Source organism: Pseudohongiella sp., assembly GCF_011050365.1.
GTDB lineage: Bacteria > Pseudomonadota > Gammaproteobacteria > Pseudomonadales > Pseudohongiellaceae > Pseudohongiella.
In genome coordinates this window covers 82285-99344 of sequence record NZ_DRFV01000009.1, presented here as the reverse complement: position 1 = coordinate 99344, position 17060 = coordinate 82285, and the positions used below count along the sequence as shown (strand labels likewise).

13 protein-coding genes are annotated in these 17060 nt (G+C 57.2%); 10 read left to right on the top strand and 3 right to left on the bottom strand.

All coding sequences use genetic code 11. The annotated features are described in order from the left end of the window. Positions 1–150 precede the first annotated feature (150 nt). Positions 151–2778: a type I DNA topoisomerase gene (gene topA / locus ENH71_RS08175; protein ID WP_294132324.1), complete on the top strand. Its 2628-nt coding sequence runs from the start codon at positions 151–153 to the stop codon at positions 2776–2778. A gap of 259 nt (positions 2779–3037) precedes the next feature. On the opposite strand, the gene lexA is transcribed toward topA, so the two are convergent. Further along, a complete protein-coding gene (gene lexA, locus ENH71_RS08170; protein ID WP_294132322.1) occupies positions 3038–3652 on the bottom strand; it encodes a transcriptional repressor LexA in 615 nt (204 codons plus the stop codon). Positions 3653–3818: 166 nt separating this feature from the next. Between lexA and nagZ the strand changes: the two genes are divergently transcribed. The 5 genes from nagZ to ENH71_RS08145 all read left to right on the top strand — a co-directional run bounded on the left by nagZ (position 3819) and on the right by ENH71_RS08145 (position 7922). Further along, positions 3819–4844, top strand: coding sequence for a beta-N-acetylhexosaminidase (gene nagZ / locus ENH71_RS08165; RefSeq protein ID WP_294132320.1), 1026 nt, complete (start codon positions 3819–3821; stop codon positions 4842–4844). Continuing rightward, on the top strand, positions 4841–5416 hold the full coding sequence (locus tag ENH71_RS08160; protein WP_294132318.1) for a hypoxanthine-guanine phosphoribosyltransferase: 576 nt from the start codon (positions 4841–4843) through the stop codon (positions 5414–5416). The genes nagZ and ENH71_RS08160 overlap by 4 nt, the downstream gene beginning before the upstream one ends. 41 nt (positions 5417–5457) lie before the next feature. Beyond that, a complete protein-coding gene (locus ENH71_RS08155; protein ID WP_294132315.1) occupies positions 5458–6045 on the top strand; it encodes a DUF1285 domain-containing protein in 588 nt (195 codons plus the stop codon). Between the two features lie 183 nt (positions 6046–6228). Continuing rightward, positions 6229–6978: an electron transfer flavoprotein subunit beta/FixA family protein gene (locus tag ENH71_RS08150; protein ID WP_294132312.1), complete on the top strand. Its 750-nt coding sequence runs from the start codon at positions 6229–6231 to the stop codon at positions 6976–6978. Between the two features lie 14 nt (positions 6979–6992). Next, positions 6993–7922: an electron transfer flavoprotein subunit alpha/FixB family protein gene (locus tag ENH71_RS08145; protein ID WP_294132307.1), complete on the top strand. Its 930-nt coding sequence runs from the start codon at positions 6993–6995 to the stop codon at positions 7920–7922. A gap of 54 nt (positions 7923–7976) precedes the next feature. Here ENH71_RS08145 and ENH71_RS08140 read toward each other — a convergent pair whose 3' ends face one another. Both ENH71_RS08140 and ENH71_RS08135 read right to left on the bottom strand, forming a co-directional pair. Then, positions 7977–9275, bottom strand: coding sequence for a sigma-54 interaction domain-containing protein (locus ENH71_RS08140; protein WP_294132305.1), 1299 nt, complete (start codon positions 9273–9275; stop codon positions 7977–7979). A 201-nt stretch (positions 9276–9476) separates the two neighbouring features. Then, positions 9477–12761, bottom strand: a complete 3285-nt coding sequence (locus ENH71_RS08135; RefSeq protein WP_414704694.1) for an Rne/Rng family ribonuclease — start codon at positions 12759–12761, stop codon at positions 9477–9479. Between the two features lie 920 nt (positions 12762–13681). Between ENH71_RS08135 and ENH71_RS08130 the strand changes: the two genes are divergently transcribed. The 4 genes from ENH71_RS08130 to ENH71_RS08115 are packed head-to-tail and all read left to right on the top strand — an operon-like array spanning position 13682 to position 16991. Next, complete coding sequence (locus ENH71_RS08130; protein WP_294132299.1) at positions 13682–14941, top strand: FtsX-like permease family protein; 1260 nt, start codon at positions 13682–13684, stop codon at positions 14939–14941. Beyond that, positions 14942–15067: a hypothetical protein gene (locus tag ENH71_RS08125; RefSeq protein WP_294132294.1), complete on the top strand. Its 126-nt coding sequence runs from the start codon at positions 14942–14944 to the stop codon at positions 15065–15067. Further along, on the top strand, positions 15064–15744 hold the full coding sequence (gene lolD / locus ENH71_RS08120; RefSeq protein ID WP_294132291.1) for a lipoprotein-releasing ABC transporter ATP-binding protein LolD: 681 nt from the start codon (positions 15064–15066) through the stop codon (positions 15742–15744). Before ENH71_RS08125 ends, lolD begins: the two co-directional genes overlap by 4 nt. Next, on the top strand, positions 15741–16991 hold the full coding sequence (locus ENH71_RS08115) for a lipoprotein-releasing ABC transporter permease subunit (protein WP_294132290.1): 1251 nt from the start codon (positions 15741–15743) through the stop codon (positions 16989–16991). The genes lolD and ENH71_RS08115 overlap by 4 nt, the downstream gene beginning before the upstream one ends. Positions 16992–17060 lie beyond the last annotated feature (69 nt).

Genomic DNA, 17060 nt, shown 5'->3' with positions numbered 1-17060 from the left:
GTGAATCTTTATATATGACGGCTTCGTCAGGGTAAGCCGCCCTGATATATTGTTGCGCCCCAAGCGTAGCGGCCCAGACAATAGTCGTCGCGCCGGGCATAGAAAGCCCGGCAAATACAACGAACAAACACCAGGAATCAAGCAGCTTACATGAGTAAATCCCTAGTTATTGTCGAGTCTCCCGCAAAGGCCAAAACCATCAACAAGTACCTCGGCAACGAGTTCGTGGTCAAGTCCAGCGTGGGTCACATCCGCGACCTGCCGGTGTCCGGCAGCGCATCGAGCTCGACAACAACACCGGCCCAGCGCGCCAAGGAAGCCGCCAAAACCCGCAAGCTGAGCCCCGAGAAAAAGGCCGCACACAAACAGAAGAAAGCCCGCCAACAATTGATCGCCCGCATGGGTGTCGACCCCGAGCATGACTGGGCGGCCCGCTACGAAATATTGCCTGGCAAAGAAAAAGTCGTCTCCGAGCTGCAGCGTCTGGCCAAAAGCGCTGACACCATCTATCTGGCAACGGACTTGGACAGAGAGGGGGAGGCGATTGCCTGGCATTTGAAAGAAGCCATCGGCGGTGATGAGAGCCGTTACCGACGTGTGGTGTTCAACGAGATCACCAAAAAAGCCATCAACGAGGCATTTTCCCGTCCCGGCGACCTGGATATGCGCTACGTGGAAGCGCAGCAGGCGCGTCGTTTCCTCGACCGTGTGGTGGGTTTCATGGTGTCGCCACTGTTGTGGGCCAAAGTCGCCCGTGGCCTGTCAGCCGGCCGAGTGCAATCGGTGGCGGTGCTGCTGATTGTCGAACGCGAGCGAGAAATCCGCGCCTTTATTCCCGAAGAATACTGGGAGCTGTTTGCTGATACCACCAACAAGGCAAAGGACGCAATCCGCCTGCAGGTGATCAAACAGAACGGCGAAAACTACCGGCCGGGCAGCGCTGATGAGTCAGCCAGGGCAGAAGCAGCATTAAAAGATGCGTCCTTTGTCGTCAGTGCTCGCGAAGATAAACCCACCAGCTCGAAACCGCGTCCGCCCCTGATCACCTCCACCCTGCAGCAGGCGGCCAGCACACGACTGGGATTCGGCGTCAAGAAAACCATGATGATGGCGCAGCGTCTGTACGAGGCCGGTTACATCACCTACATGCGTACCGATTCCACTCATTTAAGCGCCGATGCGTTGCAGATGTGCCGGGACTATATCGAAGACCAGTTCGGCAAAAAATATCTGCCCGAAAAAGCCATCCAGTACAGCGCTCGCGAAGGCGCGCAGGAAGCACACGAGGCGATCCGCCCGACTGATGTGAATACCTCGCCCACCGCATTGTCGGGCATGGAGCGCGACGCCGAGCGCCTATACGCCCTGATCTGGGCACACTTTGTGGCCTGCCAGATGCCGCCAGCGCGCTACCTGAGCAGCAAGATTTCAGTCACCGCCGGTGATTTTGAGCTCAGCACCAAAGGTCGCATCATGCAGTTCGACGGTTACCTGCGGGTACTGCCCACCAAAGAAGAAGACGTGGTACTGCCGGATGTCAGCAAGGGCGAAGAGCTGGCGCTGCAACAGCTGGAGCCGAAACAGCATTTCACCAAACCGTCACCCCGGTACACGGAAGCCAGTCTGGTCAAGGAGCTGGAGAAGCGTGGCATTGGTCGTCCTTCGACATACGCCGCCATTATTTCCACGATTCAGGAGCGCGGTTACGTCAAGGTTGAGAGCCGTCGTTTTTATGCCCAGAAGATGGGCGATATTGTTGTTGAACGTCTGCAGGAAAGTTTCACTGATCTGATGGATTATGATTTTACTGCGAAGATGGAAGACTCGCTGGACAAGGTCGCCGCCGGCGATAAAGACTGGAAAAAATTGCTCGACGATTTCTACGCTGACTTTTCCGAACAGCTGGCGCGCGCGTCGGCCGATGACGATGGCATGCGGGAGAACAACCCGACCGAGACCGACATTCCGTGTCCCGATTGTGGCCGCAACATGCAGATTCGCACGGCGTCCACCGGGGTCTTTCTGGGCTGTTCCGGGTATGCCTTGCCGCCGAAAGAGCGCTGCAAGTGCACCATCAATCTGACGCCGGGTGAAGAGGCGATCAACACTGACAACGCTGAGGAAGCTGAGGAAGTTGAAAACCGTCGTCTGCGTGAGCGCAAACGCTGCAAAATCTGTAATGCCACCATGGACAGCTACCTGATCGACACTGAACGCAAGCTGCATGTCTGCGGTAACAACCCGGATTGCGCCGGTTTTGAAGTGGAAAAAGGCAGCTTCAAGATCAAGGGATATGACGGTCCGGTCATTGAATGCGACAAGTGCGGTTCGGACATGCAGTTAAAAACCGGGCGCTTCGGCAAGTATTTTGGTTGTACCAATACCGAGTGCAAGAACACCCGCAAACTGCTGCGTAGCGGCGAAGCGGCACCGCCCAAGATGGATCCGATCCCGATGCCCGAGCTGGCCTGTGACAAGGTCGAAGATCATTATGTGTTGCGCGACGGGGCTGCCGGTCTGTTCCTGGCCGCCAGCAAGTTCCCGAAAAATCGGGAGACGCGGGCGCCGTTGCTGGCAGAGATCATTCCGCACAAGGATGAGCTGGAGGACAAGTACCAGTATCTGCTGAAAGGCCCGGTAGCCGATAAAGATGGCAACCCGACGGTGATTCGTTTCAGCCGGAAGGCGAAAGAACATTATCTGCTGACAGAAGTGGATAAGAAGGCGACTGGCTGGAAGGCGTACTATCGGAACAAAAAGTGGGTCGTGGACAAGTAAACTGTCTGGAAACTACCATCGTTGCCGGGGCGGCGTTGAAATAAAATTTTAATCGGTCACTTACTGACTGTAAGCTCCCTCATAAAATTTGATTTCGCCTGGCCCCGACTGCCTCGCCTACGTTTCCAGCTCAGTTTACAGGTAGTCAGAGCGGGCGGTGGTGCGGGCGTCCGTCGAGGAACAATCAGGGCGCCGCAGGCGACCGTGACGAGACCGACCCCGTATCGCCGGCTGATCTGACGGCATGCAGTTGGCTACCTCAGTGTCTTCGAATTACCCCGACGCTAATTCCCTCAATGACAAACTGCTGTGAACGAAGATCCACCTCGATTGGGGCGAAATCATCGTTTTCGGCAATCAGCAGAAGGCGGTGTTTTTCGGCGGTGTGCTGCAGGCGTTTGACGGTGACATCCTCGTCCAGGCGGGCGACGATAATATCGCCATCGCGGGCCTGGGCGGTTTTGTGCACGGCCAGCAGGTCGCCTTCGTGGATACCGACATTGATCATACTGGTACCTTTGACGGTCAGCAGATAGTCGGCCTTGGGGTTGAACAGGCCGGCGGGCACATTGACGTATTCATCAATGCACTCCTGCGCCAGGATGGGGCTGCCGGCGGCGACCTGGCCGATGACCGGCAGACCGGCGGGCCCGCTATCTTCCAGATCAGGCAGTTTGATGCCGCGTGAGGCGCCGGGAATGATTTCAATGGCTTTCTTGCGCGCCAGCGCCTTCAGGTGCTCTTCGGCAGCATTGGGTGAGCGGAACCCCATTTCCTGCGCGATCTCCGAGCGGGTCGGTGGATAACCGGTGTCCTGCTGGTAGCGGCGGATGAATGCCAGTATCTCTGCTTGTCTGGGCGTCAGTGCTTGCATAACGGTTCCGTGTGCTATCTGGTGTGCTGAACGTATAACTGTAATTATAACCAGTTATTTCCCCGACGCAAACGTTTCCTGAATCTGTGATAATGCCCGACTTACGAGGCCCCGGTAATACATTGAGTACCTGGTGCCGACAGACTGAACAGGGCAGGAGCTGGAAATGAGTGATTTACCCGGCGTATTGATGCTGGATTTGCAGGGACTGGAACTGACCGACGAGGAGCGGCAGTTATTGATGCAGCCACATGTAGGCGGTGTCATCCTGTTTGCCCGCAATGTGCGCGATGTGGCCCAGGTGCAGGCGCTGGTGAGTGATATACGCCGCTGCCGGCCGCAGATCCTGCTGGCCGTCGATCAGGAAGGCGGTCGGGTGCAACGTTTGCGCGAGGGCTTCACCCGGCTGCCCGCGATGCTGCGGTTTGGTGAACTGTGGCAGCAGGATCAATCGGCAGCGCGGGCACTGGCGCGTGATTGCGGCTGGTTGATGGCGGCAGAAGTTCTCGCCTGCGGACTCGATTTCAGTTTCGCGCCGGTGCTGGATCTGCACACCGGTGTCAGCGACGTCATTGGTGATCGCGCCTTTGCCGCCGATCAGGAGGCGCTGATCACGCTGGCAACCGAATTCATGCAGGGCATGCACGAGGCTGGCATGGCAACGACCGGTAAACATTTTCCCGGTCATGGCAGTGTCTCTGCGGATTCACACCATGCCTTGCCGGTGGATACGCGTACCGTACAGAGCATTCGCGAGCAAGACATGCAGCCTTTTGTGCGCTGCATGCCGGTGATGGATGCGGTGATGCCGGCGCACGTTATTTATGAACAGGCTGATGCAGCCTGTGCCGGCTTTTCCCGCTACTGGTTACAGACGGTGCTGCGCCAGGAGCTGGGTTTTGACGGTGTCATCTTCAGTGACGATCTGGTCATGGCCGCCGCCGCAGCAGCCGGCAATATGGAAGACAGAGTCAAAAAAGCTCTGGCCGCCGGTTGCGATATGCTTCTGGTGTGCAACGATCGCAGTGCAGCGCTGCAGGCGTTGGCTGTACTGGAAACCATGGATATTGAACCCAATGCGCGTCTGTTGCGTATGCAGAGAAAACACCACCTGACTTTCGATGCTCTGATTGCTACGCCACGCTGGCAACAGACCCGTAAACAATTGGCGCAACTGGATCCGGCAACATGAGTGAACGAACACCTGATTTACAACCCGATATGACACATTTGCAGCAAGTGATGGACCAGGCGCAATGTCTGTATTCGGAGGCTGACATTGAGCACGCGCTGGATGCGCTGGCAACTCAGATCACTGAGGTATTGGCCGGGCGCAATCCGCTGGTTCTGTGTGTGATGAACGGCGGCATCGTGCTGACCGGACGGCTGGCACCGCGCCTGAACTTTCTGCTGCAAATGGATTACATCCATGCCACGCGTTATCGTGAACAAATGCAGGGCAGTGACCTGCAATGGCGAGTGACACCTGCTACCAGCCTAAAGGGAAGAACCCTGTTGATACTGGATGATATTTTCGATGAGGGCGAAACGCTGGCAGGCATCAAGAGCTGGTGTGAAGGCAAGGGTGCACAGGCAGTGTACACCGCAGTGCTTATCGACAAACAACATGACAGAAAGACGGCGGAACTGAAAAAGGCCGACTTTACCGCGCTGACTGCCGAAGACAAGTACCTGTTTGGCTACGGCATGGACTACAAAGGTTACTGGAGGAACGCGCCGGGCATTTACGCGGTCAACTTTTAGATATGGGTAGGTCAGATCCTGCAGCGATACGGGAGGGAAGCATGACAAACAAAACAGCGAGTCCTGATAACCTGCTTCAGCAAATCGGCAAACAGAGAGGACCAGCTCCGGTCCACGACTGGGATCCGCCGTATTGTGGCGAGATGGACATGCGAATTGCTGCCGACGGACGCTGGTACCACGAAGGCTCACCCATCGGCCGTATTGCCATGGTGCGCCTGTTTTCTTCCATCCTGCGACTGGACGATGATGGCCATCACTATCTGGTGACGCCGGTGGAAAAAGTGCGGATCAAAGTGGACGATTGTCCTTTTGTGGCACAACTGCTGGATGTCAGCGGAGAAGGCGCAAAGCAGCGTCTGACGTTTACCCTGAATACCGGCGAAACCGTCACTGCGGGCGCTGACAATGCAATCGAAGTAAGCACTGATGAAGATCAACAACCTCATCCGGTGCTTGAAGTACGCTATGGTCTGAAGGCACTGATCAGCCGTTCGGTTTTTTATCAGATGGTGGCGCTGGCGGATACCGAAGTGCCCCTGGCAGCGTCTGATAAGTTATTGAAAAATAATAAATCTGACGATGTTGTTGGGGTTGTCAGCGAAGGCGTTTTTTTTTCGCTTGGCTAACGTTGAGAAGCCGTACAAGCAGCCTTTTTATTGACGAGGGCGATTAAAACCGGCATCATTGGCGGCCTTTTTTGGGTGCTTTGTCGCATCCGCTTCGTTTACTCAGGTTCAGGCAAGAGTTCTGGATCCCAATGGGCCCTGGGTTTTAAAGAGTTAATTTAAAACAGTAAAATTGGAGAATCCATGAAGATTCTGGTAGCAGTTAAACGTGTTGTTGATGCGTACGTTAAAATCCGTGTCAAATCAGATGGCAGTGGCGTTGACCTGGCAAATGCCAAAATGGCGGTCAATCCTTTCTGTGAAATCGCCATTGAAGAAGCCATTCGCCTGAAAGAGAAAGGCGTGGCGGATGAAGTCATTGCTGTATCCATCGGCGAAAAGAGCTGCCAGGAACAGATCCGTACCGCACTGGCACTGGGTGCTGACCGTGGCATCCACGTTGACGCCGCTGCCGACGTGCAGCCGCTGGCTGTCGCTCGTGTGCTGCAGAAGCTGATCGAGAAAGAGGGCATCGATCTGGTGTTGCTGGGCAAGCAGTCCATTGATTCGGACAACAACCAGGTAGGCCAGATGCTGGGTGCACTGACCGGCATGCCGCAGGGCACCTTTGCCTGCAAGCTGGAAGTCGCCGACGGTAAAGCCATGGTGACACGTGAGATCGACGGCGGCGAGCAGACTGTCTCACTGACATTGCCGGCGGTGGTCACCACTGACCTGCGTCTGAACGAGCCACGTTACGCCTCACTGCCCAACATCATGAAGGCCAAGAAAAAGACCATCGACACAGTCACCCCGGACGAACTGGGCGTGGATGTCAGTTCGGGTCTGAAAGTGGTTTCTGTTGAGGCGCCGCCCGCGCGCTCCGCCGGTATCAAGGTGGAAAGCATCGACGAGCTGATCAGCAAACTGAAAACCGAAGCCAAAGTGATTTAAGGGGACGAGCAGATATGAGTATTTTGGTCATTGCAGAACACGATAATGCCGCCCTGAAACCGGCGACATTGCATACTATCACCGCAGCCAGCGAAATTGGCGGCGACATCACGGTACTGGTTGCCGGCACCGGCTGTGATGCGGTGGCGCAGGCTGCCGCTGCCGTCAACGGCGTCAGCAAGGTTCTGGTTGCCGACAATGCTGCCTACGAGCATCAGATGCCGGAAAATCTGGCTGAGCTGATTGCCGAAGTGGGTAAGGATTCTTCACATATCCTGGCACCGGCAACAACGTCCGGCAAGAACCTGATGCCACGTGTGGCGGCGCTGCTGGGCGTGGCGCAGATTTCCGATATCACCGCAGTAAAAGGCGCCGACACCTTTGTGCGTCCGATTTACGCGGGTAACGCGCTGGCAACAGTGCAGTCCAGCGATAGCGTTAAAGTGATCACCGTGCGAGCAACAGCATTTGACGAGGCCGCCAAAGAAGGCGGTTCCGGCACGGTTGAAGCAATCGATATCGTCAAGTCACAGGACATTGCCACCTTCGTTAGCGAAGAGCTGACCCAGTCCGAGCGCCCCGAACTGACCGGTGCCAAGATTGTCATCTCCGGTGGCCGCGGCATGCAGAACGGTGAGAACTTTGCCATGCTGGAAAAAGTCGCAGACAAACTGGGCGCTGCCATCGGTGCATCACGCGCTGCGGTTGACGCAGGTTTTGTGCCCAATGACATGCAGGTCGGTCAGACCGGTAAAATTGTGGCGCCCGAACTGTACATTGCGGTCGGTATCTCAGGTGCCATTCAGCATCTGGCTGGTATGAAGGACAGCAAGGTGATTGTCGCCATCAACAAGGACGAGGAAGCGCCGATTTTCCAGGTCGCTGACTATGGCCTGGTGGCTGACCTGTTCCAGGCCGTGCCGGAACTCGCCGACAAGCTGTAACAAAAACGAAAAAGAAAGGGGACGGAGGAGTTTAACTCCTCCGTCCCCTTTCTTTTACTCCTCCAGTTTGCGGTACAGCGACCTTACACTGATACCGGCAATGTCGGCGGCCTTTTCCTTGTTGTTGTCGCAGGCGGCCAGCACACGCTGCAGATACAGGGCTTCGTTGGTTTTTAAGTCCGGTAGGGTCAGGTCAACGCTGTGTGCGCTGTCGTCGATACTCAAACAGCTATTGATGACTTTGCCATCGATTACATGGGTATTGTTCAGTACCATGGCGCGCGCCAGAATGTTGCGCAACTCGCGGATATTACCGTGAAACTGGTGTGCCTGTAGCGCCTTTACCGCCGAGTCAGTCATCACGCAGCGCCCGCTTTTGTCCAGCTTCTGCAGCATCGACCTGGCCAGCACCGGGATGTCACTGGTGCGCTCCTGCAGAGATGGCATGTGTATCGGGAAGACGTTGATACGGTAGTACAGATCCTGGCGAAAACGGCCCTGACGTACCATGTCAAACAGATTCTTGTGTGTGGCGCAGATCAGACGAAAATCCGCCCGTTTCAGTTCACGGCTACCTACCTGGCGGTAAGTGCCGGTTTCGATCAGGCGCAGCAGCTTGACCTGCATCTCCAGTGGCACATCGCCGATTTCGTCCAGAAACAGCGTGCCACCGTCTGCGGCCTCCACCAGGCCCGGCGAATTGAAACTGGCGCCGGTAAAGGCACCTTTCACATGACCAAAAAGCTCACTTTCAAACAGACTTTCGGTCAGCCCGGAGCACTCCAGGGTAACGATGGCACTGTCACTGCGGGCACTGGCGCGGTGAATGGCGATGGCGGCCAGTTCCTTGCCGGTACCCGATTTGCCCAATAACAGCACTGAGGCGTCCGTAGGGCCGACCCGGGTAATGTTTTCCAGCATGGTATTGAACGCCGGACTGCTGCCTACCATGTCGTCGCTGCTGATTTCGGCACTGGCAATGGCGACCGGTTTCAGCAGTTCAACAAAGTACTTCAGGCTGCCGTCAGGGGCCTTGATGGGCACCATCTCTACATCGACGTGTTCGCGCCCGCGCGGCGTCTGGTGGATGTGCAGCACCCGTTCCTTGCTGCCGGATGCGCGCGCTGCACTGAGCGGGCAACTTTCACCGGCCTGATCGCAGGGTACATCGTAGCCATGCGACACACGGAAGCAGCGGGGGCTCTGGCGGTAATCAATGTCGCCAAAACTGTCACGGTAATTACGATTGGTAGCCAGGATCTCGTAGTCCGCGCTTACCAGAATCGCCGGCACGTCAAAGCCTTCCAGCAAGGCTGCAAAGTCCGGTTGTGCGTCCGAGGCGATCAGGGTCATGATTGCTCCCCAGCATGGTTCGAGTCACCATATTCCGCAATTTTGCCGGATTTGGCAATTGGTTGACTACGTTAATTAGAGAACGAAAAAGGGGACGGAGGCATTTAGCAAACTAAACGCCTCCGTCCCCTTTATTCGTCGTCCCCTTTATTCGTCGTTCCCTTTATTCGCCGTTCCCTTTATTCGTTTCGACCCTGGCTATCAGTCGGCGCTGTCAGTTTCCGCTTTCTTGCGGGCTTCTTCTTCCAGGCGACGACGTTTGATCTCTCGCGGGTCGTTAGGCGCACGGCCACCGGCAGGGATGGCGGCGGGCGTTTCTGCGTCCGCCGGCTTGTCTGCAGCGACTGGCTGGGCTTCTTCTGTTGCCGGGGCGGGCTTTTCAGCTTGCGCCGTTGCCGCCGGTTTGGTTTCGGCGTCTGCTGCCTTGGCAGTTGCTTCAGTGTCAGCTGTCACTTTTTCCGGTGTGGCAGCGTCGGCATCCGATGGCGCACTGGCTTCGGCAGATTTATCGGCAGCGGGTGCGTCCGCATCGGCGTCTGCTGCTTTTTTGCCTTTGGTGCTGGCACGTTTGCGAGCCGGTGCGCGCTTGCGTGCTGGCTTTTTGCCGGCGTCTGCATCTTCCGGTGTGCCGGCAGACTTGTCGAGATCAGTCTGCGCGGAGGCTTCTTCTGATGTGCTGCTGTCTGCTTCTTCAGCCGAAGCCGGACTGCTTGCTGCCTTCTCGGCGGTGGATTCGCCCTGGGCGATTTGCGCGCTCAAGGTTGTATCTTCGTTTGCGGCTGCTTTTTCGCTCACGGCTGCTTCTTCGCTCACGGCTGCTTCTTCGCTCAGGGCTGCCTTTTCGCTCAGGGCTGTTTTTTCGCTCAGGGCTGCTTCAGCGGCCTGCGACTCCTGAACGGCTTTGGCGACTTCCGGCACGTCGTCAGAGGCCTTGGCGGCTTTTTCAGTTACCGCGTTGTCGTCTGACGACTCGGATTTCTGATCAGCATTGTTACCGCTGGTCTTTTCAGGCTTGTTGCCATTGGCTTCGTCGCTGTTGTTGTCACTGGTATTACCATCCTTGTCCTGTGACTCGGCACTGTTGCCACGGCCACGACGACGGCTGCCACCACGGCTGCGACGACGACGGGGCTTGGGCGTGCCGTCTTCGTTGGTGTTGTCGGCCGACGCGTCAGATGCGTTGTCAGCGTTCTTGTCAGCGTTCTTGTCAGCATTGTTGCTGTCGTCCGCATTGTCATTGTCCGCAGCTTTGGCGCGCTGTTTGGGCTTTTTGTCCTGGCTGTCCTGATTGGCCTGGCCGTCCTGATTGCCCTGGTTGCCGGCGTTGTCGTTCTGGTCATCGCCTGCAGCCACTGCATTTTCATTTTCTACTGCATCGGGATGCGGTCCGCGCTGACGCTTGGTAGTGTTGCGCGGGCGGTTCTGCCCACGACGACGACGGCTCTGGCCATCACCACTTTTGTTATCGTCCGACGAATCCTGACTGGCGTTGTCGTTCGACTGGGCAGCGTTGCTATCCTTGCGGGCGTTGTCATCATCATTTTGTGAACGGTTGCGACCGCCGCGTCGACGACCCTGACCTGGCGAGGACTCGGAACGTTCGTTACGCTCTGACTTGTCGTCGCTGCCCTTGTCGGCTTTCTCACCGCGATTACCACCACGCTCATTGCGGTTGCCGCGCTCATTGCCGCGACCCTGCTTTTGATGGCGCTGCTGATTGTTCTGCGGGCGACGCTCACGATTGCGTGAGTTGCGATTCTTGTTGTCTTCTTCCTTGTCCTGCTCGTCGTCATTGGCGGCGCCGGAGAACATGTCGGTGAAGACCGAGAACAGTGAACCCAGGAAACCCTTTTTTCTGGCTTCCGGAGCCGCTGTGCGGGCAGTCGGTATATGCGCGGGGGCCTGTGCCAGTGTCGGTGCCTGCACGGCGGCCTGCTGCGGAACAGCTGATTTTTTCGCCTGAATGACATCGTCTTCCGGGCCACCGGTTTCGATTTCAAAGCTGGCGCGCTGCGTGGTCGTGCCATCCTGGGCGCTGATGCTCTGGATTTCGTAGTGCGGTGTTTCCATGGCCGGGTTGGCAATGATCAGCAGGCGGGTTTTGCTCTGCGCTTCAATTGCCAGAACTGCCTGACGTTTTTCGTTCAACAGGTACGAGGCAACTGACAAGGGCACGATGGCATGGATCTCGGCGCTTTTCTTTTTGTTGGCTTCTTCCTGCAGAATACGCAGGATGGACAGGCACAGTGATTTCACATCACGGATCGCCCCCTGGCCATTACAGCGCGGGCAAACCACGGCGCTGGTTTCTTCCAGCGAAGGACGCAGACGCTGACGTGACATTTCCAGCAGACCAAAGCGTGAAATGCGGCCGACCTGCACACGCGCGCGGTCAGCTTCCAGTGCATCACGCATGCGGTTTTCCACTTCTTTCTGATTCTTGGCAGCGCTCATGTCGATGAAATCAATCACGACCAGTCCACCCATGTCGCGCAGGCGCAACTGACGGGCGATTTCATCGGCCGCTTCCAGATTGGTATTCAGTGCTGTCTCTTCAATGTCAGAGCCACGGGTCGCGCGTGACGAGTTGATGTCGATGGAGATCAGCGCTTCGGTCGGGTCAATCACGATGGAGCCGCCTGAAGGCAGTTTCACTTCGCGCTGAAACGCCGATTCAATCTGCGCTTCGATCTGGAAGCGATTGAACAGGGGTAATGACTCCTGGTACAGCTTGATACGTGATTCGTAGTGCGGCATGACCTGGCGCACAAAGTCCATGGCTTCGTTATAGGACTCCTGAGTATCAAACAATACCTCGCCGATATCCTGGCGCAGGTGATCGCGAATGGTACGGATGATGACATTGCTTTCCTGGTAAATCAGGAAAGGGGCTGATTTTTTCTCTGCCGCTTCGGTAATGGATTGCCACAGTGACAACAGGTAATCCAGGTCCCACTGCAGTTCTTCCTGCTGTTTGCCGACACCGGCAGTGCGCACAATGATACCCATACCGTCAGGGATGTTAAGTCCGTTGATGGCTTCACGAATCTCGGAGCGCTCATCGCCTTCAATGCGGCGGGAAATGCCACCGGCGCGCGGATTGTTCGGCATCAGTACCAGGTAACGGCCGGCCAGACTGATGAAGGTGGTCAGCGCTGCGCCTTTGTTGCCACGCTCTTCCTTTTCTACCTGAACAATCACTTCGGTGCCTTCGGCAACGGCTTCCTTGATATTGACGCGACCGCCGTCGATGCCTTTGCGGAAGTAGGAAGGGGAGATCTCTTTCAGTGGCAGGAAGCCGTGACGCTCAGCGCCGAAGTCAACGAAGGCTGCTTCCAGGCTGGGCTCGACGCGGGTAATGCGGCCTTTAAATATACTGGCCTTTTTTTGCACGCGGGTGCGGTTTTCGATATCCAGGTCGTAGAGTTTCTGGCCGTCAACGAGGGCAACCCGCAACTCTTCTTCCTGCGTGGCATTAATCAACATTCTTTTCATAGTGGATACACATCTCTGTTGAACCAGATCAGCCAATCCGGGCGAGATGATTTACGGGAATCCGAACGCAGAGACAGCCCTGATAACAAGGCATGATCAACGTGCAGATTTGCGCAGGCGGGGCGGGACAGGACAAGCAGCGTGCATGTATGAACAGCCGGAATAAGGCTGTAAAACGTGCCGGTGACAGGGGCGCAATGAGGGCGGTATCGGTGTCCTGCTGCCCGCAAAAGAACGGGGCAGTCGACGTGTAAGTGCCACTCCTGCTACCCGGGCCCATGGATAAGGTCCGGGGATCCTGCTGTCACTGCAACCGTGGTTCGGTGTCGGAATCGGGTCGATGAATCATGCCCGGTCGTGTCGAGGTCACGGTCTTACGATGGTGGCGCCTGCCCGTGAATCAGGGTTTGTGCGCCGCCTTGCTTGTTTGTTGTCGCCGTTTATGTGCCCGGCTTTCCGGCTCAGCGGCTCAGCTTGTGTGGCTGAGATCCTGCTGGAGCGGGATGCAGCGGGGCAATCACTCCTGGTGTGCCCCCGCGCAAAAATCATTCACCCGAGTCTTCAGTCTGGTTGCTCGGTTAAGTACTGCTGTTAAGAAATCCGGTACTGCAAAATTCGGTTCTACTGTGGCTAAAACTGCATTGCTGCTGTTATTGGCGCTGACATGTAATCGACATGTCCTGTGTTCATGTTTTCACAGTTTCGCGACCAAGCTAGGCTATCAAACAGGCCACAGCCCCGCGACTATAACAGCAAACCCTTTCCTATTCAAATACCTGTGCATCCTGTTCACAGCCGTTTGTGCCGCCACTTTGTCGGCGCAACGCACCGGCGGTGGCGGATGTTTGTTTTACGCCGGTGGCTCGACTAGAATCGTCGCTCCCTTGCCGTTCAATCCGGATAAGTCATTCATGTATCAACCCCTGGTCCTGTTTGTCGGGCTGCGTTTTGTCAGAGCCCGCAAGAAAAATCAGCTGATGTCCTTTGTGTCGCTGATTTCGATGCTGGGTATTGCGCTGGGTGTGCTGGCGCTGATTGCGGTCATGTCGGTAATCAACGCCTCCACCAGCACCATGCGTGATGAAACCCTGAAATCGGTGCCGCATGCCGGCCTGATGCTGCCTGCCGGCGGCATTGAGTGGCCACAGGCGGCGCAGATACTGCAGCAGCAGAGCGGTGTTGTTGCTGCGGCCCCCTTTGTAGAGGGTGAGGCCTGGTTGCGTCATGAGGGGCGCGGTGAATTTGTCGCGGTGCGCGGTGTTGATCCGGCATCCGAGCCTGCAGTGCTGCAACAGAACAGCCTGAATATGCAGCAGCTGCTGGGCGAACTGGCAGCCAACCCCGATGGCATTATCCTGGGCACACGGCTGGCATCCCGCCTGGGGCTGTTCTCCGGCATGCAATTATCAGTGACGCCGTTGTCCAGTCTGCTCAGCCGCGATACCGGTGATGCGCGCAGCTTCCGGGTGCTGGGCGTGGCGGATTTCGGATTCTATGACAATGCCGATACCGCACTGGTCAACCTGACGGCTGGCCGCTCGCTGTTTGCCGGCAGTGCGCCGGGCGGCGGGCGCCTGCAAATGCGGCTTCGTGTCGATGACGTGTTTAATGCTGCGGCCATCAGCAATGCTGCGGCAGGCGCCTTGCCTGCCACCAGCGACGGGGCGGGTTATCAGGTCAGCAGCTGGGATCAGACCCGTCGCAGCCTGTTTGACGCCCTGCGGCTGGAAAAGGTGCTGACCGGCTTCATGCTATTGATGATTGTGATTATCGGTGCCGTCAATATTGTCGCCACGCTGGTGATGACGGTGGCGGACAAAAGCGCCGATATCGCCATCCTGCGCACCATGGGGGCCGGACGTGGCACGGTGATGGCGGTGTTTGTCATTCAGGGCCTGGCGGCAGGTGTGTTTGGCACCGTGCTGGGCGCGCTGGGCGGCATTGCGCTGGCGGCCAGTATCGGTAATCTCACGCAAGTGGTGCAGGACCTGTTGAACAATGCCCTGGCGCCCGGCAATACTTACATGATTGCCCACCTGCAGGCTGAGTTGCAGTGGGCCGATGTCGGCCTGGTCTGTGCCAGCGCATTGCTGGTCAGTTTGCTGGCCACGCTGTATCCGGCCTGGCGGGCGTCGCGTATCCAGCCCGCCGATGTGTTGAGGTACGAGTAGATGATGCTGGAGGCAGAATTGACCACACTGGAGGCTGCTTTGAACACGCTGGAGGCTGCTTTGAATCCGCTGGAGGCTACTTTGAATCCGCTGGAGGCTACTTTGAATCCGCTGGAGGCCCTATGACTACGGACGCTGTTATCAGTTGCCGTCACCTGAGCAAGACCTATACCCAGGGACCACAACAGGTGGAGGTGCTCAGTGATATCAATCTGGACGTGGTGCCCGGTGAGCGCATTGCCATAGTCGGCAGTTCCGGCTCCGGCAAAACCACGCTGCTCAATATGCTGGGCGGGCTCGATGTGCCTTCCGGTGGCGACATCCGGGTGGCGGGACAGGCGCTGGCAACACTGTCAGATAAAGAACGGGGCCTGCTGCGCAACCGCTACCTGGGTTTTGTCTATCAGTTTCATCATTTGCTGGGTGAATTCAGTGCGCTGGAGAATGTTGCCATGCCGCTACTGATCGGCGGCGCCAGGGTGAGTGATGCCCGCGATAAAGCGGCAGACCTGCTGCAAAGTGTTGGTCTGGCGCATCGGCTGACTCACAAACCGGCCGAACTGTCGGGGGGCGAACGGCAGCGCGTGGCCATTGCGCGCGCGCTGGTGGCATCGCCCAGTTGTGTGCTGATGGATGAACCCACCGGTAATCTGGACCGGCGCACGGCCACCGGCATACACGAGCTGATGCAGGAATTGAACACAAGGCTGGCGACCAGTTTTGTGGTGGTGACCCACGATGAGCAGTTTGCTGCCAGTCTGGATCGGGTGTTACTGCTCAATAATGGGTGTCTGCAGGCATGACGCGATCACTGGCAGCTTTCATCGCGCTACGCTACGTCAGCGTTGGCCGGCGTAGCGAGCTGGTGAGTTTTATGTCCATGCTTACCATCGGCGGCCTGGCGCTCAGCGTGTGTATTCTGATCACGGTATTGTCGGTCATGAACGGCTTTGACCGTGAGGTCCGCGAGAATGTGCTGGGCATCCTGCCGCACGCCACCATCAGGACCCGGGAGAATATCAACACTGAGCGCTGGGCGCAGTTGAGCGAGGCGGTGCTGGCGGTGCGCGGGGTCAACCTGAGTGCGCCGGTGCTGGAAGCCAACGGTGTCATTGCCGGGCCTGATGACAATGTCGGCGTGCTGGTGAACGGAGTTGATCCGCAGCGCGAAGCAGACATCTCGCGGTTGTCCCGCTTTATGCGCGCCGGCAGCCTGGCGTCACTGGGCGAGTCGCGATTTCAGGTGGTGCTGGGAGAAACCCTGGCCCAGCGCCTGGGTGTCGGGCTGGGTGACAGCATCTCGCTGTATTCGCTGAATGTCTCCATTAACCCGGTCGCGCCGTTGCCGGTGCAGCGGCGCTTTAACGTCGGCGGTATTTACCGGGTGGGCACGCAGGAGCTGGATGAGCGCCTGGTGATGATTGCCCTGGCCGATGCCCAGGCCTTGTACCGGCAGCCGGATCGTTTCACTGGTTTGCGACTGCGTACCGATGATGTGCTGGCGGTGAATGCCGTGCGTGCCGATATTGAGTCATTGCTGCCGCAGGGGTTTTATCTGGAAACCTGGACCCAGTGGTTCGGCGCGATCTACGAGAATATTCGCCTGTCGCGCACGATTGTCGGCTTTTTGTTGTGGTTGCTGGTGGCGGTGGCAGCTTTCAACCTGGTAGTCAGTCTGATCATGATTGTGCGCGACAAGCGCGGTGATATCGCCATTTTACGGACAATGGGCGCAAGTCCTGGCATGATCGGCCGCATTTTTGTCTTGCAAGGTTGTCTTGTCGGCCTGCTGGGCACCCTGATTGGTGTGCTGCTGGGGGTGTCGCTGGCGCTGAGTGTCAGTGATCTGTTCGCCTGGGTTGAACAACTGTCGGGCGCGCAACTGCTCAGCGCTGATGTCTACCCGGTGGACTTTCTGCCCTCGGAACTGCGTGCGGGCGACCTGATCGGTGTCAGTGCCGGCGTGCTGGTGCTGTGTCTGCTGGCCAGCCTGTATCCCGCCTGGCGCGCCGCACGCGTGTTGCCGGCTGAAGCTCTGAGAAGTGAGTGACAGGCTGGTTTTTCTGCTATACCTCCTGAACCACCGGTTGCTTTAAACCTCAGGCAACCAAACCTATCC

Bases quoted from the DNA above. Each gene is read 5' to 3' on its own strand.
- ENH71_RS08160 (WP_294132318.1), top strand. From the start codon at position 4,841: ATGAGTGAACGAACACCTGATTTACAACCCGATATGACACATTTGCAG.
- ENH71_RS08155 (WP_294132315.1), top strand. From the start codon at position 5,458: ATGACAAACAAAACAGCGAGTCCTGATAACCTGCTTCAGCAAATCGGC.
- topA (WP_294132324.1), top strand. From the start codon at position 151: ATGAGTAAATCCCTAGTTATTGTCGAGTCTCCCGCAAAGGCCAAAACC.
- lolD (WP_294132291.1), top strand. From the start codon at position 15,064: ATGACTACGGACGCTGTTATCAGTTGCCGTCACCTGAGCAAGACCTAT.
- ENH71_RS08135 (WP_414704694.1), bottom strand. From the start codon at position 12,761: ATGTTGATTAATGCCACGCAGGAAGAAGAGTTGCGGGTTGCCCTCGTT.
- ENH71_RS08150 (WP_294132312.1), top strand. From the start codon at position 6,229: ATGAAGATTCTGGTAGCAGTTAAACGTGTTGTTGATGCGTACGTTAAA.
- ENH71_RS08125 (WP_294132294.1), top strand. From the start codon at position 14,942: ATGATGCTGGAGGCAGAATTGACCACACTGGAGGCTGCTTTGAACACG.
- ENH71_RS08115 (WP_294132290.1), top strand. From the start codon at position 15,741: ATGACGCGATCACTGGCAGCTTTCATCGCGCTACGCTACGTCAGCGTT.
- ENH71_RS08145 (WP_294132307.1), top strand. From the start codon at position 6,993: ATGAGTATTTTGGTCATTGCAGAACACGATAATGCCGCCCTGAAACCG.
- ENH71_RS08130 (WP_294132299.1), top strand. From the start codon at position 13,682: ATGTATCAACCCCTGGTCCTGTTTGTCGGGCTGCGTTTTGTCAGAGCC.
- ENH71_RS08140 (WP_294132305.1), bottom strand. From the start codon at position 9,275: ATGACCCTGATCGCCTCGGACGCACAACCGGACTTTGCAGCCTTGCTG.
- nagZ (WP_294132320.1), top strand. From the start codon at position 3,819: ATGAGTGATTTACCCGGCGTATTGATGCTGGATTTGCAGGGACTGGAA.
- lexA (WP_294132322.1), bottom strand. From the start codon at position 3,652: ATGCAAGCACTGACGCCCAGACAAGCAGAGATACTGGCATTCATCCGC.